Annotated in this window: 23 protein-coding genes; 12 read left to right on the top strand and 11 right to left on the bottom strand. The window is 72.3% G+C overall.

The window, feature by feature from the left end:
• The first annotated feature begins 5 nt into the window (after positions 1-5).
• Positions 6-728 carry a class I SAM-dependent methyltransferase gene (locus tag AC4MBH_RS14975; RefSeq protein ID WP_491795710.1) on the top strand — a complete coding sequence of 241 codons (723 nt, stop codon included), beginning with the start codon at positions 6-8 and terminating at the stop codon, positions 726-728.
• Here AC4MBH_RS14975 and AC4MBH_RS14970 read toward each other — a convergent pair.
• The 6 genes from AC4MBH_RS14970 to AC4MBH_RS14945 form a co-directional block, all read right to left on the bottom strand.
• On the bottom strand, positions 710-1,405 hold the full coding sequence (locus AC4MBH_RS14970; protein WP_491795709.1) for a response regulator: 696 nt from the start codon (positions 1,403-1,405) through the stop codon (positions 710-712). The two genes, AC4MBH_RS14975 and AC4MBH_RS14970, sit on opposite strands and share 19 nt — an antisense overlap.
• The gene (locus AC4MBH_RS14965) at positions 1,402-3,891 is read right to left on the bottom strand and encodes a DUF4118 domain-containing protein (RefSeq protein WP_491795708.1); all 2,490 of its coding nucleotides are present in this window, start codon (positions 3,889-3,891) and stop codon (positions 1,402-1,404) included. Before AC4MBH_RS14965 ends, AC4MBH_RS14970 begins: the two co-directional genes overlap by 4 nt.
• Entirely contained in the window at positions 3,888-4,484 is a 597-nt protein-coding gene (gene kdpC / locus AC4MBH_RS14960) for a K(+)-transporting ATPase subunit C (RefSeq protein WP_491795707.1), read from the bottom strand. The genes AC4MBH_RS14965 and kdpC overlap by 4 nt, the downstream gene beginning before the upstream one ends.
• Positions 4,485-4,495: 11 nt before the next feature.
• The gene (kdpB, locus tag AC4MBH_RS14955) at positions 4,496-6,481 is read right to left on the bottom strand and encodes a potassium-transporting ATPase subunit KdpB (RefSeq protein WP_491795706.1); all 1,986 of its coding nucleotides are present in this window, start codon (positions 6,479-6,481) and stop codon (positions 4,496-4,498) included.
• The gene (gene kdpA, locus AC4MBH_RS14950) at positions 6,478-8,151 is read right to left on the bottom strand and encodes a potassium-transporting ATPase subunit KdpA (RefSeq protein ID WP_491795705.1); all 1,674 of its coding nucleotides are present in this window, start codon (positions 8,149-8,151) and stop codon (positions 6,478-6,480) included. The genes kdpB and kdpA overlap by 4 nt, the downstream gene beginning before the upstream one ends.
• 219 nt (positions 8,152-8,370) lie before the next feature.
• Positions 8,371-8,775 (bottom strand): nuclear transport factor 2 family protein, encoded by a 405-nt coding sequence (locus AC4MBH_RS14945; RefSeq protein WP_491795704.1) that lies wholly within the window; start codon positions 8,773-8,775, stop codon positions 8,371-8,373.
• Positions 8,776-8,815: 40 nt separating this feature from the next.
• On the opposite strand from AC4MBH_RS14945, the gene AC4MBH_RS14940 reads away from it, so the two are divergent.
• From AC4MBH_RS14940 to rpmG, 3 genes are all read left to right on the top strand, one after another.
• Positions 8,816-9,496: a potassium channel family protein gene (locus tag AC4MBH_RS14940; RefSeq protein ID WP_491795703.1), complete on the top strand. Its 681-nt coding sequence runs from the start codon at positions 8,816-8,818 to the stop codon at positions 9,494-9,496.
• 66 nt (positions 9,497-9,562) lie between these two features.
• Positions 9,563-10,138 carry a dihydrofolate reductase family protein gene (locus AC4MBH_RS14935; protein ID WP_491795702.1) on the top strand — a complete coding sequence of 192 codons (576 nt, stop codon included), beginning with the start codon at positions 9,563-9,565 and terminating at the stop codon, positions 10,136-10,138.
• A gap of 282 nt (positions 10,139-10,420) precedes the next feature.
• Entirely contained in the window at positions 10,421-10,588 is a 168-nt protein-coding gene (gene rpmG / locus AC4MBH_RS14930) for a 50S ribosomal protein L33 (protein ID WP_491795701.1), read from the top strand.
• A 224-nt stretch (positions 10,589-10,812) separates the two neighbouring features.
• Here rpmG and AC4MBH_RS14925 read toward each other — a convergent pair whose 3' ends face one another.
• Positions 10,813-11,169: a hypothetical protein gene (locus AC4MBH_RS14925; protein ID WP_491795700.1), complete on the bottom strand. Its 357-nt coding sequence runs from the start codon at positions 11,167-11,169 to the stop codon at positions 10,813-10,815.
• Positions 11,170-11,329: 160 nt separating this feature from the next.
• On the opposite strand from AC4MBH_RS14925, the gene AC4MBH_RS14920 reads away from it, so the two are divergent.
• The 3 genes from AC4MBH_RS14920 to AC4MBH_RS14910 are packed head-to-tail and all read left to right on the top strand — an operon-like array spanning position 11,330 to position 14,912.
• Positions 11,330-11,698 carry a YciI family protein gene (locus AC4MBH_RS14920; protein WP_491795699.1) on the top strand — a complete coding sequence of 123 codons (369 nt, stop codon included), beginning with the start codon at positions 11,330-11,332 and terminating at the stop codon, positions 11,696-11,698.
• A 23-nt stretch (positions 11,699-11,721) separates the two neighbouring features.
• Complete coding sequence (locus AC4MBH_RS14915) at positions 11,722-12,933, top strand: RNA polymerase sigma factor (RefSeq protein ID WP_491795698.1); 1,212 nt, start codon at positions 11,722-11,724, stop codon at positions 12,931-12,933.
• A 41-nt stretch (positions 12,934-12,974) separates the two neighbouring features.
• Complete coding sequence (locus AC4MBH_RS14910) at positions 12,975-14,912, top strand: M3 family metallopeptidase (protein ID WP_491795697.1); 1,938 nt, start codon at positions 12,975-12,977, stop codon at positions 14,910-14,912.
• A 3-nt stretch (positions 14,913-14,915) separates the two neighbouring features.
• Here AC4MBH_RS14910 and AC4MBH_RS14905 read toward each other — a convergent pair whose 3' ends face one another.
• On the bottom strand, positions 14,916-15,866 hold the full coding sequence (locus AC4MBH_RS14905; RefSeq protein WP_491795696.1) for an NADP-dependent oxidoreductase: 951 nt from the start codon (positions 15,864-15,866) through the stop codon (positions 14,916-14,918).
• A 120-nt stretch (positions 15,867-15,986) separates the two neighbouring features.
• Between AC4MBH_RS14905 and AC4MBH_RS14900 the strand changes: the two genes are divergently transcribed.
• Genes AC4MBH_RS14900 through AC4MBH_RS14885 form a run of 4 tightly spaced genes read left to right on the top strand, consistent with a single transcriptional unit; the run spans position 15,987 to position 19,452 of the window.
• On the top strand, positions 15,987-16,484 hold the full coding sequence (locus AC4MBH_RS14900) for a MarR family winged helix-turn-helix transcriptional regulator (RefSeq protein ID WP_491795695.1): 498 nt from the start codon (positions 15,987-15,989) through the stop codon (positions 16,482-16,484).
• Between the two features lie 25 nt (positions 16,485-16,509).
• Positions 16,510-17,430: an NAD-dependent epimerase/dehydratase family protein gene (locus AC4MBH_RS14895; RefSeq protein ID WP_491795694.1), complete on the top strand. Its 921-nt coding sequence runs from the start codon at positions 16,510-16,512 to the stop codon at positions 17,428-17,430.
• Between the two features lie 9 nt (positions 17,431-17,439).
• Positions 17,440-18,675: a TerD family protein gene (locus AC4MBH_RS14890; RefSeq protein ID WP_491795693.1), complete on the top strand. Its 1,236-nt coding sequence runs from the start codon at positions 17,440-17,442 to the stop codon at positions 18,673-18,675.
• A 33-nt stretch (positions 18,676-18,708) separates the two neighbouring features.
• Positions 18,709-19,452, top strand: a complete 744-nt coding sequence (locus tag AC4MBH_RS14885; protein WP_491795692.1) for a hypothetical protein — start codon at positions 18,709-18,711, stop codon at positions 19,450-19,452.
• A gap of 107 nt (positions 19,453-19,559) precedes the next feature.
• Here AC4MBH_RS14885 and AC4MBH_RS14880 read toward each other — a convergent pair whose 3' ends face one another.
• Both AC4MBH_RS14880 and AC4MBH_RS14875 read right to left on the bottom strand, forming a co-directional pair.
• Entirely contained in the window at positions 19,560-20,756 is a 1,197-nt protein-coding gene (locus AC4MBH_RS14880; protein ID WP_491795691.1) for an SHOCT domain-containing protein, read from the bottom strand.
• Positions 20,757-20,993: 237 nt separating this feature from the next.
• On the bottom strand, positions 20,994-21,518 hold the full coding sequence (locus AC4MBH_RS14875; RefSeq protein ID WP_491795690.1) for a hypothetical protein: 525 nt from the start codon (positions 21,516-21,518) through the stop codon (positions 20,994-20,996).
• Positions 21,519-21,844: 326 nt separating this feature from the next.
• Between AC4MBH_RS14875 and AC4MBH_RS14870 the strand changes: the two genes are divergently transcribed.
• Positions 21,845-22,234, top strand: coding sequence for an OsmC family protein (locus AC4MBH_RS14870; protein WP_491795689.1), 390 nt, complete (start codon positions 21,845-21,847; stop codon positions 22,232-22,234).
• A 98-nt stretch (positions 22,235-22,332) separates the two neighbouring features.
• On the opposite strand, the gene AC4MBH_RS14865 is transcribed toward AC4MBH_RS14870, so the two are convergent.
• Positions 22,333-23,568, bottom strand: coding sequence for an HNH endonuclease signature motif containing protein (locus AC4MBH_RS14865; RefSeq protein ID WP_491795688.1), 1,236 nt, complete (start codon positions 23,566-23,568; stop codon positions 22,333-22,335).
• Between the last annotated feature and the right edge of the window lie 85 nt (positions 23,569-23,653).

Here is a 23,653-nt window from a genome sequence, read left to right as displayed (position 1 = left end):
GTGGCGTGCCCCGACCCAATCCGCTCCTGCGCTTCTTCCGTCAGCACGAGGGTCCGCGGATCCACAAGTGGATCCACTACTTCGAGATCTACCACCGCCACTTCGCCCGGTTCCGCGACGAGCCGGCGACGATCCTGGAGTTCGGGGTCAACCAGGGCGGCTCGATGCAGATGTGGCAGCACTACTTCCACGACGACTCCCGCATCGTCGGCGTCGACATCGACGAGCGTTGCCGCCAGTTCGCCGGCGGCAACGTCTCGATCGAGATCGGCGACCAGGAGAACCGCGAGTTCCTGCGCTCGCTCAACGAGAAGCACGGGCCTTTCGACGTGGTGATCGAGGACGGCGGCCACCACATGGGCCAGCAGATCGCCTCGTTCGAGGAGATCTACCCGGCCATGTCCCAGGACGGCTGCTTCCTCATCGAGGACCTGCACACCAGCTACTGGCCCGGCTACGGCGGGGGCTACCGGCGCGAGGGCACCTTCATCGAGTACGCCAAGGACCTCAGCGACCAGCTCCACGCCTGGCACTCCCGCGAGCCCGGGTTCGTCGTCGACGAGTTCACCCGGACCACCCGGTCGATGCACCTCTACGACAGCGTCATCGTCTTCGAGCGCGGCCTGGTCGAGAAGCCGGTCTCCCGCGAGCGCGGCATCAACTCCTTCGACGTCCGCGACCGCCTGCGCGGCCAGGGCCAGGGCGACGGTCAGGGCTCGAGCGTGTAGCCCAGGCCCGCCGTGGTGATCAGGTGCCGCGGCGCCGAGGGGTCGTCCTCGAGCTTGCGGCGCAGCTGCGCGGCGTAGACCCGCAGGTAGTGCGTCTCGTGCTCGTACGCCGGCCCCCACACCTCGCGCAGCACCTGCGCGCGCGGCACCAGCCGGCCGAGGTGGCGGGCGAGCAGCTCGAGGAAGGCCCACTCGGTGGGGGTGAGCCGGACGTCGTCGCCGCCCTTGGCGACCCGCTTGCGGGCCAGGTCGATGGTCAGGTCGCCGGCCGTCACGACGGTCTCGGTGGGCGCCGCCTCCTGGGCCCGGCGCACCGCGGCCCGCAGCCGGGCCATCAGCTCGTTCATCGCGAAGGGCTTGGTGACGTAGTCGTCGGCGCCGAGGTCGAGCGCCTCGACCTTGTCCTCACCGTGCTGGCGCGCCGAGAGCACCACGATCGGCACGCTGGTCCAGCCGCGCAGCCCGGCGATCACCTCGGTACCGTCGAGGTCGGGCAGCCCCAGGTCGAGCACGACGACGTCGGGGTGGGTCGTCGCGGCGGCGTCCAGCGCGCTGCGACCGTCGGCGGCGGTGGTCACCTCCCAGCCGTGCGCCCGCAGGTTGATGGCCAGCGCGCGGGCCAGCGCCGGCTCGTCGTCGACCACGAGCACCCGGCCCGGGCGGCCGCCGACGTTCACGACGCCCCCCGTGGCAGGGACAGGATCATGGTGAGGCCGCCACCCGGGGTGTCCTCGGCCGCGAGCCGGCCGCCGACGGCCTCGGTCAGGCCGAGCGCGACCGCGAGCCCGAGGCCCAGGCCGCCGGGCGCGCTGTCGGAGAGCCGCTGGAACGGCTCGAACATCCGGTCGCGCTGGTCGGGCGGCACGCCGGGACCGCGGTCGACGACCATCACCTCGACGGTCGTGGGCAGCACGTGCGCCAGGACCCGCACCGGCTCGCCGGCCGAGGCGCGCACCGCGTTGGCGACCAGGTTGGCCATGACCCGCTCGAGCAGGCCGGCGTCGGTGCGCACCACCGGGGCCGGCTCGTCGACGTCGAGCACCACCGCGCCCGGGGGGTGCCCCGCGACCGCCAGCGGGAGCACCTCGTCGAGGCTGCGGTCGGCCAGGGTGGGGGTCACCAGCCCGGCCCGCACGCGCGAGAGGTCGAGCAGGTTGTCGATCAAGGTCTCCAGCCGGTCGGTGGCGGTGTCGAGCGACTCGTGCAGGGCGGCCCGGTCGTCCGGTCCGACGTCGCCGAGGACCAGCCCGTCGACCGAGGCGCGCATCGTCGCCAGCGGTGTGCGCAGGTCGTGGGAGACGGCACGCAGCAGGGCGGTGCTGGTGGCCTCGGCGCTCTCCAGCGCGGCGGCGCGCTGCTCGCGCTCGCGCAGCCGGCGGTACTCCAGCACCAGGCTGGTCTGCACCGCGAAGGCCTCCAGGACCCGCTGGTCACCGGCGCGCAGCGTGGCGCCGCGCAGGCACAGGACCCGGTCGTCGTCGACGCGCACCCGCGTGTCGCCGTCCTCGGGACGGGCGGGAGGGTCGGCGCCGGCCGCGGCCACCAGGTCCCACCCGGCCGGGGCGCGGGCGAGCAGCGAGACCGACTGCTGCCCGAACACCTCGCGCACCCGCTCGACGACCGCCTCGGCGGTGTCCTGCCCGGTCAGCACCGAGCGCGACAGCGAGCCCATGGTCGCGGCCTCGGCCCGGGCGCGGACGGCGTCGGCGGCCCGCCGCGAGGCCCGGTCGACGACGGTGGCGACCCCCGCGGCCACGGCGACGTAGACGAGCAGCGAGACCAGGTTGGCCGGGTCGGCCACCGTGAGCTCCCCGGTCGGCGGGGTGAAGACCCAGTTGAGCGCCAGGAAGCTCACCAGCGCCGCCAGCAGGGCCGGCAGCAGCCCACCGACCAGCGCGACCGCCACAGCGCCCGCGAGCAGCAGCATCTCGGCCAGCGGCAGCTGGTCGGTGTCGTCGAAGCCCTGGAGCACCAGGGTCAGCAGCAGCGGGAGGACGACGGCGGCGACCCAGCCGGCCACCTGGCGGCGCGGGCTGAGCGGCGATAGCACCGCTCGCCGCCGGGTGCCGCGGGCCACCTGGTCGTGGGTGACCAGGTGGACGTCGACCGCCCCGGCGAGGGCGGCGATCCGGTCGCCGGTGGTGCCCGCGACGAGCCGGCGCAGCCGGCCGTGCCGGGAGACGCCGACCACCACCATCGTGGCGTTGGCGGCGGTGGCGAAGTCGACGACCGCGGCGGCGACGTCCTCGCCGACCACGGAGTGGAAGGTGCCGCCGAGCGAGGCGACCAGCTGCTGGGCGCGGGCGATGCGGGTCTCGTCGGGCCCGCCGAGGCCGTCGGAGGCGATGACGTGGACGGCGAGCAGCTCCGAGCCGGCCGCCCGCTGGGCGAGCCGGGCGCCGCGGCGCAGCAGCGTCTCGCTCTCGGTGCCGCCGGTCACCGCCACCACGATCCGCTCCCTGGTCGGCCACGGGTGGTCGATCGCGTGGGCGCGGCGGTAGTCGCCGAGGTCGTCGTCGACCCGGTCGGCCAGCCAGAGCAGGGCCAGCTCGCGCAGCGCGGTGAGGTTGCCGACCCGGAAGTACGACGTCAGCGAGGCGTCGATCCGGTCGGGGCGGTAGATGTTGCCGTGCGCCATCCGCCGCCGCAGCGCGTCCGGCGACATGTCCACGAGCTCGATCTGGTCGGCGGTGCGGACCGCCTCGTCGGGCACGGTCTCGCGCTGGCGCACGCCGGTGATCCGCTCGACCTCGTCGTTGAGCGACTCGAGGTGCTGGATGTTGAGGGTGGTGATGACGTCGATGCCGGCCGCACGGAGCTCCTCGACGTCGCCGGCGCGCTTCTCGTGCCGGCCGCCGGGGACGTTGGTGTGGGCGAGCTCGTCGACGAGCACGACGGCGGGTGCGCGGGCGAGCACCGCGTCGGTGTCCATCTCCGCGAACACCGCGCCGCGGTGACCGACCTCGCGGCGCGGCACGACCTCGAGCCCGGCGACCATCTCCTCGGTGTGACGGCGGCCGTGCGTCTCGACGTAGCCGACCACGACGTCGGTGCCGCGCTCGCACCGCCGCCGGGCCTCGCCGAGCATCGCGCAGGTCTTGCCCACCCCCGGCGCGGCGCCCAGGTAGACGGTCAGGCGCCCGCGTCGGACGTGCTCGCTCACGGGCCAGATCCTCCCACTGCGTCCAGCACGGCCAGGTTGAGCTCGAGCACGTTGACCCGCGGCTCACCGAGGACGCCGAGGGTCCGGCCCTCGGTGTGGTCGGCGACCAGGTCGCGCACGACGTCGACGCCCAGCCCCTGGGCGGCGGCGACCCGCGCCACCTGCAGCGCTGCGTACGCCGGCGAGACGTGCGGGTCGAGACCGGAGCCGGAGGCCGTCACCGCGTCGGGCGGGACGTCGGCGACCGGCACGCCCTCGCGTGCGGCGACCTCGGCCTGCCGCTCCGCGATCGCGGCGAGGAGCTCGGGACTCTCGGGGCCGAGGTTGGAGCCATAGGTGTTGAGCGGGTCGTAGCCGTCGCCCGCAGCCGAGGGGCGGGGTTGGAAGAGGTCGGGCGGGGCGAGCTGGCCGACCAGGCTCGACCCGACGACCTCCCCGTCGACGCTGACGAGCGAGCCGTCGGCGCGTCCGGGCACGAGCCGGGCGACGCCGAGCACGACGAGCGGGTACGCCACGCCGAGGAGCACCGTGGCGGCGAGGAGCACGCGCAGCCCGGCGAGGCTGTGGCGGAGGAGGGCGTGGAGGTCCTTCATGGGTGTGCTCCTCAGAGTCCGGGGATCAGCGAGACGACGAGGTCGAGCAGCTTGATGCCGATGAACGGCGTCACCAGCCCGCCGACGCCGTACACGAGCAGGTTGCGGGTGAGCAGGTCCGACGCCGACGCGGGTCGGTAGCGCACACCGCGCAGCGAGAGCGGGATGAGCGCCACGATGACCAGCGCGTTGAAGACGACCGCCGAGACGATCGCCGACGCGGGGCTGCTGAGCCGCATCACGTCGAGGGCGCTGAGCTCGGGAAAGGCGCCGACGAACATCGCCGGCAGGATCGCGAAGTACTTCGCGACGTCGTTGGCCACCGAGAACGTCGTCAGCGCGCCGCGGGTGATCAGCAGCTGCTTGCCGATCTCGACGACCTCGAGCAGCTTGGTGGGGTCGGAGTCGAGGTCGACCATGTTGCCGGCCTCCTTGGCGGCGGTGGTGCCGGTGTTCATCGCGACGCCGACGTCGGCCTGCGCCAGCGCGGGCGCGTCGTTGGTGCCGTCGCCGCACATGGCGACCATCCGGCCGCCCTCCTGCTCGCGGCGGATCAGCGCCAGCTTGTCCTCCGGCGTGGCCTCGGCCAGGACGTCGTCGACGCCGGCCTCGGCGGCGATGGCGGCGGCGGTCACGGCGTTGTCGCCGGTGACCATCACCGTGCGGATGCCCATGGCCCGCAGCTCGGCGAACCGCTCGCGCATCCCGTCCTTGACGACGTCCTGCAGGTGGACCACCCCCAGGGCGCGACCGCGCTCGGCCACCACCAGCGGCGTGCCGCCGGTCCGGCTGACCTGCTCGACGAGGGTGTCGAGCTCGGGTGTCGAGCCGCCGACCCAGGCCGTGACGGCCGAGGCCGCGCCCTTGCGGACCTCCCGCCCGTCGAGGTCGATGCCGCTCATCCGGGTGGCGGCCGAGAACGCGACGTACGTCGCCCCGACGGCGGCCACCTCGATGCCCTGCCCCTCCACCAGCGTGACCACCGAGCGGCCCTCGGGGGTCTCGTCGGCCAGCGACGCGAGCAGCGCGGCCCGGGCGAGCTCGTCGGCGGTGACGCCGGTCAGTGGCGACAGCGCGGTGGCCCGGCGGTTGCCGTGGGTGATCGTCCCGGTCTTGTCGAGCAGCAGCACGTCGACGTCGCCGGCCGCCTCGACGGCCCGGCCCGACATGGCCAGCACGTTGCGGCGCACGAGCCGGTCCATGCCGGCGATGCCGATGGCCGAGAGCAGGGCACCGATCGTGGTGGGGATCAGGCAGACCAGCAGGGCGACGAGCACCAGCACGCTCTGGCCCGCGCCGCTGTGGTCGGCGAGGAAGTACAGCGACGTGACGACCGCGACGAAGACGACGGTCAGCGAGGTCAGCAGCACGTTGAGGGCGACCTCGTTGGGGGTGCGCTGGCGCTCGGAGCCCTCGACCAGCGCGATCATCCGGTCGACGAAGGAGTGCCCGGGCTCGGAGGTGATCCGTACGACGATCCGGTCGGACAGCACGACCGTGCCGCCGGTGACCGCGCTGCGGTCGCCGCCCGACTCCCGGATCACCGGCGCCGACTCGCCGGTGACCGCCGACTCGTCGACCGACGCGACGCCCTCGACGACGTCACCGTCGCCGGGGATCCGCTCGCCGGCCTCGACCACGACGACGTCGCCGGTGCGCAGCGCGGTCGACGGCACCGCCTCGAGCCCGCCCGACGGCGTACGCCGCCGCGCCGGCGTCTCGGTCTGCAGCCCGCGCAGGCTCGCCGCCTGGGCCTTGCCGCGGCCCTCGGCCACCGACTCGGCCAGGGTGCCGAACAGCACGGTCAGCCAGAGCCCGACGGTGACCGACCAGCCGAGCACGCTCGGGTCGACCACCGAGATCACGGTGGTGACCGCGGCGCCGACCTCGACGACGAGCATCACGGGGGTGGCCAGCAGCGCGCGCGGGTCGAGCTTGCGCAGGGCGCCGGGCAGGGCCTCGCCGAGCTGGGCGGGGGTCAGGACGTGCGTGGTCATGACAGGGACTCCACGATCGGGCCGAGGGCGAGCACCGGCACGTAGGTCAGCCCGACCACGACCAGGGCGACGCCGGTGAGCAGGACGACGAACAGCGGGCGGTGGGTCGGCAGGGTGCCGGCCCCCGACGGGAGCCGGGGCTGGGTGGCGAACCGGCCCGCGAGCGCGAGCACCAGCACCATCGGCACGAACCGGCCGAGCAGCATGCAGGCACCGAGCAGGGTGTTCCAGAACGGCGTGCCCGAGGTGAGGCCGCCGAAGGCCGAGCCGTTGTTGTTGGCCGCCGAGGTGACGGCGTACACCGCCTCGGACAGGCCGTGCGGGCCCGACTCCTGCAGCCCGGCCAGGCCGGCCGGCACCGAGAGCGCCAGGGCGCTGCCGCCGAGGACCAGCAGCGGCGTGGTGAGCACGTAGGCCGCGACCAGCACGATCTCGCGCTGGCCGATCTTCTTGCCGAGGTACTCGGGGGTGCGGCCGACCATCAGGCCGCTGAGGAAGACGGTGACGACGGCGAGCACGAGCATCCCGTAGAGGCCCGAGCCGACCCCGCCGGGCGCGATCTCGCCGAGCATCATGCCGAACAGCGCGACGCCGCCGCCGGGGGCGGTCAACGAGTCGTGCGAGGCGTTGACCGCACCCGTCGACGTGGCCGTCGTGGCCGCGGCGAACAGCGCCGAGCCGGCCGTCCCGAAGCGCACCTCCTTGCCCTCGAGCGCGCCGCCGGCGAGCTCGGGGGCGCTGCCGGGGCCGGCCATCTCGGCCCAGGTGAGCAGGCCGATCGACACGGCGAGGAGCACCGCCATCACGGCGAGGACGGCGGCGCCCTGGCGGCGGTCGCGCACGAGGTGCCCGAAGGCCCAGGCCATGCCGAACGGGACGAGCAGGATCAGGTAGACCTCGAGGAGGTTCGACAGCGGACCCGGGTTCTCGAAGGGGTGCGCGGAGTTGGCGTTGTAGAAGCCGCCGCCGTTGGTGCCGAGCTCCTTGATCGCCTCCTGGCTGGCGACGGCGCCGCCCGGGATGGTCTGGGGGTCGCCGGTCAGCGTGGTGACGGTGACGGGGTCGTGCAGGTTCTGGACGACGCCGAGCAGCACCAGCAGGACGGCCGCGACCAGCGCGATCGGCAGCAGCACCCGGACCACGGTGCGCACCAGGTCGGTCCAGAAGTTGCCGACGCGACCGCTCGTGCCTCCGGTGCCGCTGCGCGCCAGGCCGCGGGCGAGCGCCGCCGCGACCGACATGCCGACCCCGGCCGAGACGAAGTTCTGGACCGTCAGCCCGCTGGTCTGCACGAGGTGGCCCAGCGCCGCCTCGCCGGAGTACCACTGCCAGTTGGTGTTGGTCACGAACGAGACCGCGGTGTTCCACGCGCCGTCGCTCGGCAGGGCGGGGAAGCCGAGCGAGAGCGGGAGGTGCTGCTGGAGCCGGCCGAGCGCGTAGAGCGCGAGCACGCCGACGAGCGAGAAGCCGAGGACCGACAGGGCGTAGGTGCGCCAGTGCTGGTCGGCGTCGGGGTCGAGCCGGAGCACGCTGTAGGCGACCCGCTCCGGGGCGAGGTGCCGCTCGGCGGTGTAGACGTGGGCCAGGTACCGGCCGAGCAGGGGGACGGTGAGCGCGAGCAGCGCCACCAGCAGGGCGACCTGGCCCAGCGCCGGGGCGAGCTCGCTCACCGCTCCCCGCCCTGGGACTGCCGGCCGGTGCGGTCGAGGACCCCGACGAGCAGCGCGAGGAGCGCGAAGGCCGTGAGGGTGAGGAGGAGGAAGAGGGCGTCGGTCACGACCCCATCGCACCGCCGCCGCGACACCGGACCCGACGGTCTTGACGGTTCCTTGACGGTGCCGGCGGGGTCCTTGACGGTTCGTGGACGCCGCCCCGGCCTCAGCCCGTGATCAGCCCTGGGTCAGCTCGGCGCCCATCGCCGCGATCACGGCCTCCAGCCCCTTGACCGGGCGGACCATCACCGTGAACGACGTGAGCCGCCCGTCGGCGCCCCAGCGCAGCATGTCGACCCCGTGCACGGCCTTGCCGGCCACCTCGGTCTCGAACTCCAGCACGGCCGAGCCGTCGTCGTCCGTGCCGGCGTACCACTCGGCGACGTAGCGCAGGTGCGGGCCGAGCACGACCATCGCCGCGCTCAGGTAGGCGGTCGTGACGGCCTTGCCCTCCTGCGGCGTGTGCACGGCGGGGGAGCGGAACACGCACCCCTCGGCCAGCAGGTCGTCGAGGCCGGCGGGGTCGCGGTTCTCGACGAGCCGGTGCCAGGCGCGGACGGGGGCGGGGGCGTCGGTGGTCACCCGTCCAGTCAAGCGCACCCGGTGCCTAGGCTCCTGGGTCGTGACGACCGAGGAACGCGTGCAGCGCTGGGAGCGGCGTACCGAGGTGCCACTGGTGCTCCTGGCGCTCGCGTTCCTGGTGGCCTACGCGTGGCCGGTGCTCGACCGGAGCCTCGAGCCGGGCGTCGAGGACTTCCTGCGCGTCGTCTCGTGGACGGTGTGGGCGGCGTTCGCCGTCGACCTCGCGATCCGGCTGGCCCTGGCGCGGCACCGGGTCCGCTACGCCTGGCGCCACTGGTACGACGTCGTGCTGGTCGCGCTGCCCGTGCTGCGACCCCTGCGGCTCCTGCAGCTGCTCGCCTTCGCCCGCCTGCTGCACCGCGGCGCCCGGCTCACCCTGGTCGGCCGGGTGGGGATCTACGTGGTCGGCGCGACGCTGGCCTCGATCGGTCTCGGCGCCCTGGCGGCCCTCGACGCCGAGCAGGACGCCCCCGGCGCGACCATCACCACCTTCGGCGACGCGGTGTGGTGGGCGTGCACCACCGTCACCACGGTCGGTTACGGCGACATCTACCCGGTGACCACCACCGGCCGTTTCGTCGCGGTCGCGCTGATGGTGGTCGGGATCGCCCTGGTCGGCGCCGTCACCGCCGCCTTCGCCGCCTGGCTGGTCCGCGAGCTCCAGGACGAGGACGACGAGGCCGACGAGGCGGGCGAGGACGACCGAGCGGGACGGCGATGAGATCCGGGGCCGGCGGCCGTCTGAGTACGGTCCGGTCGGCACGACCGCCTCTCGAGAGGGACCAGCATGAGACCACTCCGCTACTCGATCAACGTCACGCTCGACGGCTGCTGTCATCACGAGGCAGGGCTTCCTCCGGACGAGGAGTCGATGCGGTACTGGACCGCGGCGATCGAGCGCGCCGATGCCCTGCTGTACGGCCGGGTGACCTACCAGATGATGGAGTCGGCGTGGCGCGAGCCGGCCACGGGCACGTGGCCCGAGTGGATGGGTGAGTGGGAGGTCCCGTTCGCCGAGGCCATCCACCGGGCGAGGAAGCACGTCGTGTCGAGCACCCTCGACTCCGTCGACTGGAACGCCGAGCTGGTGCGGGACGACCTGCGGCAGGCGGTCGAGCGGCTCAAGGCGGAGCCGGGCGAGGGCCTGTTGGTGGGTGGCGTGACGCTCCCGCTGGCGTTGGCAGGTCTGGGACTGATCGACGAGTACGAGCTCGTCGTGCAGCCGGTCCTCGCCGGACACGGGCCGACGTTGCTCGCCGGGCTGCGTGAACGCATCGAGCTCGAGCTCGTGGAGCGTCGCGACTTCCGATCCGGGGCGGTCGCCCTGCGCTACCGGCCCGCCCAGGTCACGGAGCACCCGTGAGGGAACGCAGGTAGACGTCCGTGACGGCGGCAGCGGTCGCCGCGCTGCGACGGAGGTGGCTCATCGTGCTCCTGGGTCGGGTCGGGGCGGTCGTCCAGGCGGACAACGGAGGAGGGCGGCGCCGCGTTGACGCACTCAGCGGGAGGCGGGGCGCATCGGTCGCCGACCGACGAACTCTGGCGTCGTTGCGTGGGGCGGCGCGCCAGGCGGCGTGGGAATGGCGGCGCCCTGGAGCGGGTTGAGCCGGACAGACTGCCGACCCGCAGTCAGGAAAGGACAATCATGGCTCACCGTTCCTCTTCGCTCCGCGGCAAGGTTCTGCTCCAGTCCACGGAGTCCTCCTTCCGGTACGTGAGCGGCAAGAGCCGCCGTAACGACCCCGAGCGGCTCAGGTTGCGCAAGTTCGACCCGACGGTGCGGCGGCACGTCGACTTCGTCGAAGTCCGGTAACGGATCAACGAGGTCCGTGGACCTCATGCCGCAGACCCGGATCGGCGTGTCACCGCCAAGGCGCTGACACGCCGGTCTTGTCCTTGGCTCGCTCTCCGGCTCAGGGCGCTGCCTCTTGGTGGTACCGCTGCGCCACACCGGACGGCTCGGTGCGCGACCAGCGCCGCGCTGGCGGATCTTCAGGACATGTCCACCGTCGTGGCCGGCTTCCGCGACCAGTGCGGCTAGCCGATGCCGGCGGCCTCGTCGAGCTCCTGCAGCAGCGCGTGCGCGGCGAGCTCGACCTGCTTGTGCCGCCACTCCGAGGCGCGGTAGACGCATGCGATCAGGCCGGAGCGGTGCAACCGGCGGAAGTCGCCGTAGCCGAACGCGAACCGGGCCTTGGTCTCGTCGTTGGCGCCGTCGGTCAGGCCGAGGTGCCACCCGGCGTAGTCGTCCCAGGAGTGCTTGTCGAGGTAGGAGTTCTGGTCGGCGGCGCTCGGCTGCACCTCGCCCCAGTCGCTGTCGAGGACGTACTGCCGCTTGGCGATCAGCGCCCGGGCGTGGGCGACGCCGGCGTCGTTGACGGTGTAGCTGGCCACGGGGCCAGGGTACGGCGACCCGGGACCGGCGGCACGCGGTAGAAAGTCCCGAGAAACTTCCGGGGGACCTGTCGTATCGCCGCCGTCCCGTTCGTGGAAGGGGTGGAAGGCGGCCACCGGGGCCGCACCGCACCACCCACACACGAACGAGGAGATCGACATGGCGCAGTACTTCCTGGCCGTCAACCACGACGAGGCCGGCGCCGCCGAGATGGCGGAGATGACGATGGAGCAGATGCAGCCGATCATGGAGGCCGTCGACGCCTTCAACACCGAGCTGCAGGAGGCGGGCGCCTGGGTCTTCGCCGGCGGCCTGCAGGACCGCGACGCCAGCACCCTCGTCGACGCCACCGGCGACACCCCGGTCGTCACCGACGGGCCCTACTCGGAGTCCAAGGAGTACCTCGGCGGCTTCTGGATCATCGAGGCCGCCGACCTCGACGCGGCGCTCGCCTGGGCGACGAAGGGCTCGCGCGCCTGCGCCGGCAAGGTCGAGGTCCGCCCGTTCCAGGGCGAGCCGGACGCCTGACGGAGTCGGTGGGACGTCGCCCCGTGGAGGCGATCGAGCGGGTCTACCGCGAGGAGTTCGGCCGGGTGGTCGCCTCGCTGACGCGGCGCTTCGGTGACATCGACGTCGCCGAGGACGCCGCCGGCGAGGCGCTCCTGGTCGCGCTGGAGAAGTGGCCGGTCGACGGCACGCCCCCCAACCCGGGGGCGTGGCTCACCACCACGGCGACCCGCAAGGCCATCGACCGGATCCGCCGGGAGTCCCACCGCGACGCCAAGCACCAGGCCGCGCTCACGATCATGGACGACACCCCGCACGAGCCCACCGGGCCGGTCGAGGACGACCGGCTGCGGATGGTCTTCACCTGCTGCCACCCGGCGCTGGCCCCCGAGGCCCGGGTGGCACTCACCCTGCGGCTGCTGGGCGGCCTCACCGTCGCCGAGATCGCCCAGGCCTTCCTGGTGCCGGAGACCACGATGGCCCAGCGGATCACCCGGGCGAAGAAGAAGATCGCCGGCGCCGGGATCCCGTTCCGGGTGCCGTCGCTCGACGAGCTGCCCGAGCGGGTCAGCGCCGTGCTGGCCGTGGTCTACCTGGTCTTCAACGAGGGCTACCTGTCGACGGCGGAGGGGACGTCGGTCCGCGACGACCTGACCGCCGAGGCCATCCGGCTCGGGCGGATCCTGCGGGCGCTGCTGCCGCAGGTGCCCGAGGTCACCGGTCTCCTGGCACTGATGCTGCTCACCGAGGCGCGGCGGCCCGCACGGGTCTCGGCCGACGGCGTCCTGGTGCCGCTGCACGAGCAGGACCGCGGCGCCTGGTCGCGGCCGCTGATCGAGGAGGGTCACGCGCTCGTGCGCGAGTGCCTGACCCGCAACCGTCCCGGCCGCTACCAGGTGCTCGCCGCGATCAACGCCGTCCACACCGACGCCCGCGCCGCCGCCGACACCGACTGGTCCCAGGTCGCCGCGCTCTACGACCAGCTCGTCGCCCTCGACCCGAGCCCGGTCGTGCGGCTCAACCGCGCGATCGCGGTGGCCGAGCTCGACGGCCCCGAGGTGGGGCTGGCCACCGTCGACCGGCTCACCGACGCGCTCGCGGTCTACCACCCGTTCCACGCCACCCGGGCCGACCTGCTGCGCCGGCTCGGGCGCTCCGCCGAGGCGCGGGCGGCGTACGACGCGGCGCTGGCGCTGATCGACAACCCCGCCGAGACGGCGTACCTCACCCGGCGGCGCGACCAGCTGACCGGGTGACGGTCGGCGCACGTGGGGGCGGCTGCTCGTAGCCTGGGCGCGTGACTCCCGAGACGCTCGAGCCCCTGGCCCTGCCCGCCGACGCCGACGCCACCGCGTGGGAGGCGTGGGTGCGCGAGCGGGCCGGGAGCGGCCTGGCGCGGGCCCGCGAGCTCGTGTCCGGCCTGCGCGAGGCGCCGCCGGCCGACGCGATCGACGTGCTGCGCCGGTGGGACGAGCTGTCGCTCCAGCTGTCCAACGTGGCCGCGATGGGCTCGTTGCTCGGCAACGTGCACCCCGACGAGTCGGTGCGCACCACCGCCGAGGAGGCCGAGCAGGACGTGAGCCGGCTCAGCACCGAGCTCTCGCTCGACCGCGGCCTCTACGACCTCTTCGCCGGGTTGTCCGAGGAGGGCCTCGACGAGCAGGCGCTGCGCCTGCTCGGCAAGGTACGCCGCGACTTCACCCGCGCCGGCGTCGACCAGGACGACGCGACCCGCGAGCGGATCACCGCGATCCGGGAGCGGATGACCGAGCTCGACCAGGAGTTCGGCAAGGTCGTGCGCGACGACGTCCGCACGGTCCGGGTGGCCCCCGAGCGCCTGGCCGGCCTGCCCGAGGACTTCCTGGAGTCCCACCCGGCCGGCGACGACGGGCTGGTCACGGTCACCACCGACTACCCCGACGCCATCCCGGTGCGGCAGTTCGCCCACGACGCCGACGTACGCCGCGACATGCTCGACGCGTTCCTCAACCGCGGCTGGCCGGCCACCGAGCCGCTGCTGAAGGAGCTCTTCGACCTGCGCCACGAGCTGGCTGGCCTGGTCGGCTACGCCGACTGGGCGTCCTACGACGCCGAGGTCAAGATGATCGGCGAGGGGCCGGCGATCGCGGCGTTCATCGACCGGATCGCCGAGGCGGCACGCGAGCCGATGGAGCGCGACCTGGGGGTGCTGCTCGAGCGCTACCGCCAGGACCGGCCCGACGCCGACCGGGTGCCGGTCGCCGACGCCATCTACTACGAGGAGGTCGTCCGCAAGGAGCAGCTGCAGGTCGACTCGCAGCGGGTGCGCACCTACTTCGCCTTCGACAAGGTCCGGGCCGGGCTCCTCGACGTCACCGGTCGGCTCTTCGGGCTGCGCTACGACGAGGTGCCCGACGCCGCCGTGTGGCACCCCGACGTGACGGCGTACGACGTCGTCGACACCGCCTCGGGCGACGGCCTCGGCCGGATCTACCTCGACCTCCACCCGCGCGACGGGAAGTACAAGCACGCCGCGCAGTTCACGCTCACCGACGGCGTGATGGGCCAGCAGCTGCCCGAGGGGGTGCTGGTGTGCAACTTCAGCCGCGGGCTGATGGAGCACGACCACGTCGTGACGCTGTTCCACGAGTTCGGCCACCTGGTCCACCACGTGCTCGGCGGGCACGTGGCCTGGGCGCGGTTCGCCGGGGTCGCGACCGAGTGGGACTTCGTCGAGGCCCCCAGCCAGATGCTCGAGGAGTGGGCGTGGGACCCCGGCATCCTGCGCTCCTTCGCCACCGACGCCTCGGGTGAGCCGATCCCGGCCGACCTGGTCGAGGCGATGCGCGCCAGCGACGACTTCGGCAAGGGCGCCCAGGCGCGCACCCAGATGTTCTACGCCTCGATGTCGTACTGGTTCCACGTGGAGCGCCCCGACGACCTCACCGCGCGGATGGTCGAGCTGCAGGAGCAGTACTCCGCGTGGCCCTACCAGGACGGCACCCACATGTTCGCGTCGTTCGGCCACCTCGGCGGCTACAGCTCGGCGTACTACACCTACATGTGGTCGCTGGTGATCGCCAAGGACCTGTTCAGCGCCTTCGACTCCACCGACCTGTTCGAGCCCGAGGTGGCCCGCCGCTACCGCGACCGGGTGCTCGCGGCCGGCGGCACCAGGGATGCGGCCGACCTGGTCGCGGACTTCCTGGGCCGGCCGTACACCTTTGACTCGTTCGCGGCCTGGTTGGCGTCCTGACGCTCAGCGCTGGTCGCCCTCGGGGACGACGACGACCTTGCCGGTGAGGGTGCCTGCGGCGGCGCGGGCGTGGACCGACGCGAGGTCGGGGAGCGCCACGCGCTCGGTGACGTCGACGACCAGCTCGCCGCGGTCGACGCGGGCCACGAGCTCCGCGAGCTGCTGCGCGTCACCGTGGACGTAGAGGTCGATGCCGCGCACCCCGCGAGCCTCGTCGCTGGGGGCGGGCATCCACACGGTGGTGTTGACCACGACGCCGCCGTCGCCGACCAGGTCGGTGAGCGAGGTGAGCTGCTCGGGGGTGACGGGCGCGAGGTTGAGCACGACGTCGACCGGCTCGGTCACCGCGGCACTCACCTCGGTGGTGGTGTGGTCGACCACCTCGTCCGCGCCGCGGGTGCGGAGGTGCTGGGTGCTGCGTGCGCTGCCCGTGGCGATGACGTGGGCGCCGGCGGCCTTGGCCAGCTGGACGGCGTAGCCGCCCACCGCGCCGCTCGCGCCGTTGACCAGGATCCGCTGGCCGGGGCGGAGGTCGGCGTGCTCGAAGAGGGCCTGCCACGCCGTGAGGCCGACCGTGGGGAGGGCGGCGGCGTCGGCGAGCGGGATCGATGACGGGGCAGGCGCCAGGCCGTCGGCAGGGGCGAGGACGTAGTCGGCCGAGGCGCCGTCGATGACGAGCGGCAGGAAGCCCACGACGGGGTCGCCGACCTGGAGACCGGTGACGCCGTCGCCCAGGGCGTCGACCGTGCCGGCCACGTCGAGGCCGGGGACGTGCGGCAGCGTCAGGGGGATGGGCCCCTGCATGAACCCGGCGCGGATGTTGCCGTCGACGCCGTTGAACGTCGTCCCGGCGACGCGGACGCGGACCTCGCCGGCGCCGGGGGTGGGGGTCTCGACGTCCTCGTAGCGCAGGACGTCGACGTCGCCGTACTGGTGGAAACGGATGGCCTTCATGGCGGACCTTCTTCTCTTTCGGTGGGAGTTGCTTCGAATCCGAAGCACAAGAGGGACGCTACATCCCCTTCGAACTCGAAGCAAGTGTTTCGAAGGTGAATTAATTGGTAGGTTGGTTCCGTGCCCGACTCGCCCTCCTCCCTCGACTCCGTCCAGCTCGGCGCCTACTTCGCGCTGATGGACGTGGCGGGGCTGCTGCGTCACGCCGTGGAGCAGCAGCTGCGCGACAGCGGCGACCTCAGCTACGTGCAGTTCCAGCTCCTGGCGCGGCTGGCCCTGGACTCACCGACCGGCAGCGAGCGGATGACCGACCTGGCCGACGGTGTCGTCTACAGCCGCAGCGGCCTGACCTACCAGGCCGGTCTGCTCGAGAAGGCCGGTCTCGTCGTGCGCGCCCCGTCCCCGGACGACGAGCGGAGCGTGACCGTCACGGTCACCGACGCCGGGCGCTCCCGGGTCGCGGAGGTGATCCCCGGGCACGTCGAGGTGCTGCGCCAGCAGCTGTTCGCGGTGCTGACGGGCCCGCAGACGCAGGAGCTGGGCGAGCTCCTGGTGCCGGTGCGCGACCACATGCGCGCCGCGCCCCCGCGGTCGGCGGGTGCCCGCCGGCGCCGCTGACCGGCCGCCTGGTTTGGTGGGAGGCATGCGGATCTTCTTCACCGGGGGCAGTGGCAAGGCCGGGCACCACGTCGCGCCGTACCTCGCCTCCCAGGGCCATCAAGTCACCAACGCCGACCTCACCCCGCTCGGGCACCCCGACGTCACCGACCTCCGTGTCGACCTGACCGACGCCGGCCAGACCTACTCGGCGCTGGCCGCCGTGCCCACCCAGGCCGACTACGACGACCCCGACCTCGACCTCACGCGCGGGTCGGCGTACGACGCCGTGGTGCACTACGCCGCGATCCCGCGGCCGCTGGCCTCCACCGACAACGAGACCTTCGCGACCAACATCGTCGCCCACTACAACGTGCTCGAGGCCGCGACCCGGCTCGGCATCCGCAAGATCGTCTTCGCCTCCTCCGAGACGACGTACGGCGTCTGCTTCGGCCAGGGCGACCGCAAGCCGCTGTACGTGCCGGTCGACGAGGAGCACCCGGTCGTGCCGGAGGACTCCTACGCCATGTCCAAGGTGGCCGGCGAGGTGACCGCCCGCGCCTTCCACGCCCGCACCGGCGCCGACATCTACGGCCTGCGCATCAACAACGTCATCGAGCCCGACGAGTACGCCACCCTCTTCCCGCCCTTCCTGGAGGACCCCGCGCTGCGCCGGCGCAACCTGTTCGCCTACATCGACACCCGCGACCTCGGGCAGCTGACCCTGCGCTGCCTGGAGACCGACGGCCTCGGCTTCGAGATCTTCAACGTCGCCAATGCCGACCTGTCCGTGGCCGCGACCACCCAGGAGCTCATCGAGCGCTTCTACGACGGCGTCGAGGTACGCCGCGAGATGGGCCGCGACGAGACCTTCTACTCCATCGACAAGGCCCGCGCGCTCCTCGGCTACGAGCCGCAGCACTCGTGGCGCGACGTCCTGGACGACCGGCGAGGGAACCGCCCGTAGGCTCGGCGCATGTCGCAGCAGCTGGGCAAGGGCCAGAACCTCTCCCTGCCACCGGGTGAGGTCTCCGTGCACGTGCAGGCGGGCGCCGCGGTCGATGTGTCGGCGCTGCTGCTCACCGCGGCCGGCATGGTGCGCGGCGACCACGACTTCGTCTTCTACAACCAGCCGTCGGCCGGCGGTGTCCGCTACCGCGCAGACGGGGTCGACGTCGACCCGGCGCAGGTGCCGCCCGACATCGAGCGCGTGGTGGTGGCCGCGAGCCTCGACGGCAGCGGGCCGGCGAGCTTCGGGCAGCTCGGTGCGCTGACGCTGACGGTCTCGGTGGGCGGTTCCGCCGTCGCCACCTTCGTCCCCGACGGCCTCACCGCCGAGACCGCGCTGCTCTGCGTCGAGGTCTACCGGCGCCAGGGCGCGTGGAAGCTGCGGGCCGTCGGCCAGGGGTACGCCGACGGGCTCTCCGGCATCGCCACCAACTTCGGGATCTCGGTGGGCGAGGCGGCCGCGCCGCCCCCACCCCCGCCCCCGCCGCCCCCGCCGCCCCCGCCGCCCCCGCCGCCCCCGCCGCCTCCGCCGCCCGCACCGGTTGCGGCGTCACCGGCTCCGCCGCCGCCGCCCCCGCCGACTGCGAGCAGTGCTCCCAACTTGAGCAAGGTCACGCTCACCAAGCGCGGCGAGTCGGTCAACCTCGCCAAGGGCGGTGGCGGGGCCTTCGTCGTCAACCTCGACTGGAACCAGGCGGCACCGGGGGGTCAGAAGCGCGGGTTCCTGCAACCCAAGTCGCGGGGCATCGACCTCGACCTCTGCTGCCTCTTCGTCCTCTCCTCGGGTCAGGTCAGCGGGATCCAGGCGCTCGGCAACGCCTTCGGCGACTACGACCAGGCGCCGTGGATCCGGCTCGACCGCGACGACCGCAGCGGCGCCGCCACGGGCGGCGAGACCCTGCGGATCAACGAGCAGCACTCCGACAAGTTCGACCGCATCCTCATCTACGCGATGATCTACGAGGGCGTCGCCAACTGGGCCCAGGCCGACGGCGTCGTCCGCGTGAGCCAGCAGGGCGGCCCGACCATCGAGGTCCGCCTCGACGAGAGCCAGCCGCTCCGCATCTGCGCCGTCGCGATGCTCACCAACACCGGCGGCGGCCAGATGAAGGCCGAGCGCCTCGTCACCTACCACCGCGACCAGATGGAGATGGACCAGGCGTACGGCATCGGCGCCCCGTGGGGTGGGCCCGCGCGCAAGTAGTCACGTGTATGGCTCCCACTGCTGGGTGCCGACGTGAGTCCGATCCGGCTCCGACACCGGTCTGCTGCCAGGCCGTCGACATCGTCGAAACCCGAGACGCTCGACACCCACGCACAGGAGACTGGCCACGTGCGTCTTCTCGTCTCGGCTTCTGTGGTCCTGTCCGCCGCTGTCGCGCTGACCGCGGCGACCGCGATCCCCTCGAGTGCGGCTACCGGGACAGCGGGAAATGCCGGGCAGGGCGCGGCCGGCGTCCCGATGAGGTCGTTGGCCGACGCCGACATCACCGAGTGGGACGTCAGGCGTGACGCGCACCGGGCGCTCGACATCACCCGCGTCTCGGTCTCTCACTCAGCGGCGACCGTCCGCGTCGTGGTCCGTGTGCGTGACTTCGCACGGATGGGCTCCCGGGCCCCCGTCGCTACGGCACTGGGCGTCCACTTCGACACTGACGCAGAACGCAAGCCGGATCACGTGGTCAAGGTGGACGGGATGCACACGGCTGCAGGTTCCACCACCGGGTGGAACAAGCTGCGCCCCAACGGCGTCGACCCGTGGGGCGACTGGAACGAGTGCGTACCCGACGACTGGGACCAGGGCTTCATCACGACGAGGCCACGCCAGAACGAGTTGGTCTTCAACGCGCCAGTCGCTTGCTTGGGCGACCCAGCCTCAGTACGGGTGGCGGTCCAGTCCTACCGGCCGTACCGGTCGAGCGTCACCACCGACTGGGCACGTGGCGCCAGGCGCTACTTGCCGCGCGTGGTCCTCGACTAGGCGCCACGCCCGCTCGCGGCGGATCGACGCGGCCGATACACCGGCCGTGCGCCGTGGCCGCCATCACCGCTTGGGACCATGAGTCGCTGCTGTGGCGCGGACGCCGCTCAGATGCGCCGCAACAGCTCCGCCTTCTTGGCGTCGAACTCATCCTCGGTCAAGACTCCGGCGTCGCGGAGTGATCCGAGCTGGCGAAGCTGCTCCATGACGTCGGGCTGTGGTGCTGCCGGGGCGGGTGCAGGTGCGCTCGAGCCGGGGCGCTTGGCAGCAGAGATCCGCGACCGCAGCTCGTTCAGGTGGGGCTGCGCCTGCGCGTGGTGGGCCCGCGTCAAGGGCAGCGTGTTGCTGAGCGTGTGGGGATCACTCGCATCGGCGTTGCGTGACCTGCCCGCTCCCCGCCAGTAGTCCTTTGCGAGCGTTCCGCTGTAGGACGCCGTGAGGACCTCCAGGACTCCGTTCATCAACCCGGAGTTGTACTCGATCCCGGTGACGTCGGTGAAGTGGAACGTTGCGGACCTGCCTCCGCCCAGAGACCCCGCCATCCAGGAGGTGACGGCTCCGGTCTTGATGATCATCAGGCGGTCCTCGAAGGCTGCCAGGACTCCTGCGCCGGTGGACGCGATGACGAGCCACGGTCGCTCGTCGTCCGTGCAGTGGTCGAGGATCACCTGGACCGACTTCGACGAGGCCCGGTCGCCCACGAAGGTGACGTTGTTTCCGAGCTCGGGTACCGATCGCGCCTCGTCGGCCCTGGTCTCGAGGCGGTTCTGCAGCTCGCCCTGCCGCTCGGCAAGTGCGCGCTGCCGGGCTTCGGACTTGGCCTCGAACCGGGTCGGGGTCGCCTCAGGTGCGGCCGTCGGTGCTTGCGGGTCGCCGTCTGGTCCGACGGGGGGCAGGTTGGCGCTGGCGCGCTGATGGTCGGGATGGGTCCTGGCTCGTTCGATCGCGTCCCGCATCGCCACTGCGTCGTCCTTCGCGGACCTGTAGCGGCCGACAGAGACCCTGAACTTGTCGCCAGCGTCGGTGGTGATGGCGACCTGGCCGTTCAGTCCCAGCTTGTTGGCCGTCACCGTCCGGACGTCCGCGATCCGGTGCTCCCTCTTGAACCGGAACGAGCCCCTGGCGGTCTCGCACAGGATGATCCGCGCCGATGTCACGAACGCGACGTCGGCGGCCGGCTTGATCTGGTTGGCCCGGAAGACCGCCAGCATCTCCTCGCCGTCGACGAGCCCCTCGGCCGCCGCCAAGACCCACCTCTCGGCTTCTTCGGCGTCGACGCTCTTCCCGAGCTCGATGACTCCCATGGGTGCCTCCCTGTCCGACGGACCGACGGTCTCAGAGGAGTCCATCATGGTGTTGACCGACCGCGTACCAGCGCGGACGTCATCGCCACGTGTCGGATAAGTGATCCGAACGGTGCGGTGGCCCGAGCGTGACTCTGGCTAACCAGCCGGGCAAGGCGCCGAGTCACCTAGGGAAGCCGTGGCAAAACCACACGAAGGCCCCGATCCGAGGGATCGGGGCCTGCGGGGCTGTCCGGGTTACGCGGTAACGCGTGCGAACTGCGCGGCGCGCTCGGGCGTTACGGAGTAGTACAGCTCGTCGCCGCGCGGCGGGGAGAGTTCGGAACCCCACATGTGCACCAGCGGTGAGGTCTTGTCGGGGAAGTGCTTGCGCAAGGTCCGGGTGATGTGGGTCGGCAGCACCTTGACCGTCGAGTAGGTCAGTTCTAGCGACGTAGCCACCTCCGTGGTCGACAGCGCAGCCGAGTCGCCCGCCGCCGTCAGGTTCGCCATCAAGCGGCCGACGATCTCCGCCGTCTTGGTCCCGGAGTCGAGGAAGGCTCTCAGCTCCTCGTCGGTCCACTCATCTGCGGGCGGCTCGGGATTGGCGGAAGGCGAGGAAGCCGAGGAAGCCGAGGAGACCGAGGTGGTCAGTGACTCCGCAGCCGCACTGTGCTGTCCCGCGATGAGACCTGCGAGGTAGGTCAGGACGGCCGGGACGTGCTCATTGGGGACGGGAACATACGCGAACGGGCTGTCGCTAACCGGGGTAGTGCTGTCCATGGGGGTCTCCTGGTTGTTGTGCGGCCGGCGTGCCCGACTACATGGAACACTATCCAGTACATCCATGTACACATCAAGTAGATTTCACGATGGCCTAGTCCAGTGCTCGTGGCGCACCCCGCCCGGTCACCGTCGAACGCGGGTCATGGACTCGCCGCGAGGAGAGTGAGGCCATGCTTGGAGCGGGCCTATGGCGAGAAACCTGCGTGAAAGCAAGGTTCACTACACGATTGAGTTGAATCGGGCAGCGCTCGTTCGCGGCGGATTGACGCGCGATCTCGCGACCGACTGAGCCTGCCCGTCTCTTTCGTTGGCACAATCGGCAGATGGTCTTGTCACCACTGGGCGTACGCGCGACCGCCGGATCCCTACGCGCGCTCGAAGGCGTCGTACTCCACCACGCCTGGACCGCGGAAGGCGTCGTCGCAGGTCCCGCGAGTACCGGCGGTCACCTGCTCCACCTGTCAGTGGCCCTCTGCGTCCTCAACGACACCTACCGCGAGGCCGAGCGCCTCGGCATCGAGGTGCACGGGATCGCGGTCGAAGCCGACGGCGACTTCGACTCCGAGTGGTGCTCGACCGGCATCAACTACTCAGTCTTGATCGACTCGCCGGCGCTGGCCGAGGACCTCGCCCGCCTCGCCTCCGTGGTCGACGCCGTAGCCGAGATCCCGCGGGCGATCCGTGCCGGCACGCGGGTGCAGAGGAGCGCGTAGGCGACGGAGTGGCGCCCCCGTCGACGTCGAACGCGGCCGGGCCTGCGATTGGTCGGACGGAGGAGAGCAGGGACGGGCCGGAGGCGCCGCCCTGCATCTCACGTTCGCATGGGGTGCGTGCCGGGTTGGTGGGTGCGGGTGTGGTGGTAGGGGCAGAGGAGCTGGGTGTTGCGGAGGTCGGTGGTGCCGCCGTCCTGCCACGGGACCCGGTGGTGGGTGTGGCAGAGGTAGCCGGGGGTGTCGCAGCCGGGGTGTTGGCAGTGGCGTTGTTCGACGATGGCGGCGAGGCGTTGGGCGGTGGTGTGGAAGCGGTGCTTGCGGCCCAGGGCGAGCACTTCGCCGGTGGCGTTCATCCAGGCGGGGATGACACCGGCCCCGCAGGCCAGACGTAGGTACTCGGTGTGGGAGATCTTGGTGCCGGTGTCCAGGGCGGCGGCCTCGACCTTGCCGGTGAGGATGTCGTGGTCCCCGACGGCGATGACGGTCGCGGAGAGTCCGCCGATCTGGGGGAGCTGGTCTGGGTGGTAGGTCTCGATCCACTCGGTGAACGCGTGGCCGAGCCTGTCGGCTGAGGGTGTCTGCCAGTCGTAGGTGCCGGGGCCGTGGTGGGCGCGGACGTGCTTGGGGGCGGCGAGGGCGTGGAGCTGCTTGCGGAACATCTCCGCGACGTGGGTGGGCAGCGTGAACCGGCCGTGGGTCAGGCCGTCGCCGGCGTCGACCATGGTGAGGCGGGTCTTCTTCCGGGCGCGGGCTTCCTGGGCCTCGAGGGCGCGGGCTTCGCGTTGATCGGCGCCGTCGGGGTCGAGACGTTCGGCGATGGCGTGGCCGAGCCGGGCGAGGTCGTCGGCGTCGATGCCGCCGGTGGTGGCGTGGTCGAGGAGGAACGCCTCGGCGCGGGCCCGGTCGGCGGCGGGGACGTGGTCGTCGTCGAGGCGGGTGAGGTGGTCGGCGATGGCGTGGGCCTGCTCGGCGTGGATCTGACCGCGGGCGGTCGCGGCGCGGGTCGGCTCCAGGCCGGCGAGCGCTCCCGCCAACCTGGTCTTCGCGGCAGCGGTGCGGCGGGTGACGCCGGTGGTCTGCTGCAGCCACCGTCGTAGGTCGCGGCACTGGGCTGTGCCGGGGAGGTCGAGGACCTCGGCGTGGCCGATGGTGCGGGCCTCGACCTCGGCGATGCCGGCGGCGACCCGGGCGGCGAGTCCGACGACGCGGGTGGTGGTGACCGGGTCCATGGACCAGGCCGGGACCTCGGCCAGGGCCTGGAGGTCGTCGAGCACCGAGCACAGGAACGCCTCGATCGGGTGTCCCGATCGGGGGGTGTCGGTGTGCTCGGCCATGAGACTATTCCAGCACCGACCACCGACAGTTTGCGGCGGGTTTCCCGCTCAACCACAGGGGTTGTGGACAACTCGTCGCGGAGCT

It is taken from the genome of Nocardioides sp. WJ219, from assembly GCF_058559815.1.
The sequence above is the reverse complement of the archived record's forward strand: the minus strand, read 5'-3'. Positions and strand labels throughout refer to the sequence as shown.

Bases quoted from the DNA above. Each gene is read 5' to 3' on its own strand.
- AC4MBH_RS14875 (WP_491795690.1), bottom strand. From the start codon at position 21,518: ATGGACAGCACTACCCCGGTTAGCGACAGCCCGTTCGCGTATGTTCCC.
- kdpB (WP_491795706.1), bottom strand. From the start codon at position 6,481: ATGACCACGCACGTCCTGACCCCCGCCCAGCTCGGCGAGGCCCTGCCC.
- rpmG (WP_491795701.1), top strand. From the start codon at position 10,421: ATGGCTCACCGTTCCTCTTCGCTCCGCGGCAAGGTTCTGCTCCAGTCC.
- AC4MBH_RS14890 (WP_491795693.1), top strand. From the start codon at position 17,440: ATGTCGCAGCAGCTGGGCAAGGGCCAGAACCTCTCCCTGCCACCGGGT.
- AC4MBH_RS14920 (WP_491795699.1), top strand. From the start codon at position 11,330: ATGGCGCAGTACTTCCTGGCCGTCAACCACGACGAGGCCGGCGCCGCC.
- AC4MBH_RS14880 (WP_491795691.1), bottom strand. From the start codon at position 20,756: ATGGGAGTCATCGAGCTCGGGAAGAGCGTCGACGCCGAAGAAGCCGAG.
- AC4MBH_RS14870 (WP_491795689.1), top strand. From the start codon at position 21,845: ATGGTCTTGTCACCACTGGGCGTACGCGCGACCGCCGGATCCCTACGC.
- AC4MBH_RS14865 (WP_491795688.1), bottom strand. From the start codon at position 23,568: ATGGCCGAGCACACCGACACCCCCCGATCGGGACACCCGATCGAGGCG.
- kdpC (WP_491795707.1), bottom strand. From the start codon at position 4,484: ATGAAGGACCTCCACGCCCTCCTCCGCCACAGCCTCGCCGGGCTGCGC.
- AC4MBH_RS14905 (WP_491795696.1), bottom strand. From the start codon at position 15,866: ATGAAGGCCATCCGTTTCCACCAGTACGGCGACGTCGACGTCCTGCGC.
- AC4MBH_RS14935 (WP_491795702.1), top strand. From the start codon at position 9,563: ATGAGACCACTCCGCTACTCGATCAACGTCACGCTCGACGGCTGCTGT.
- AC4MBH_RS14895 (WP_491795694.1), top strand. From the start codon at position 16,510: ATGCGGATCTTCTTCACCGGGGGCAGTGGCAAGGCCGGGCACCACGTC.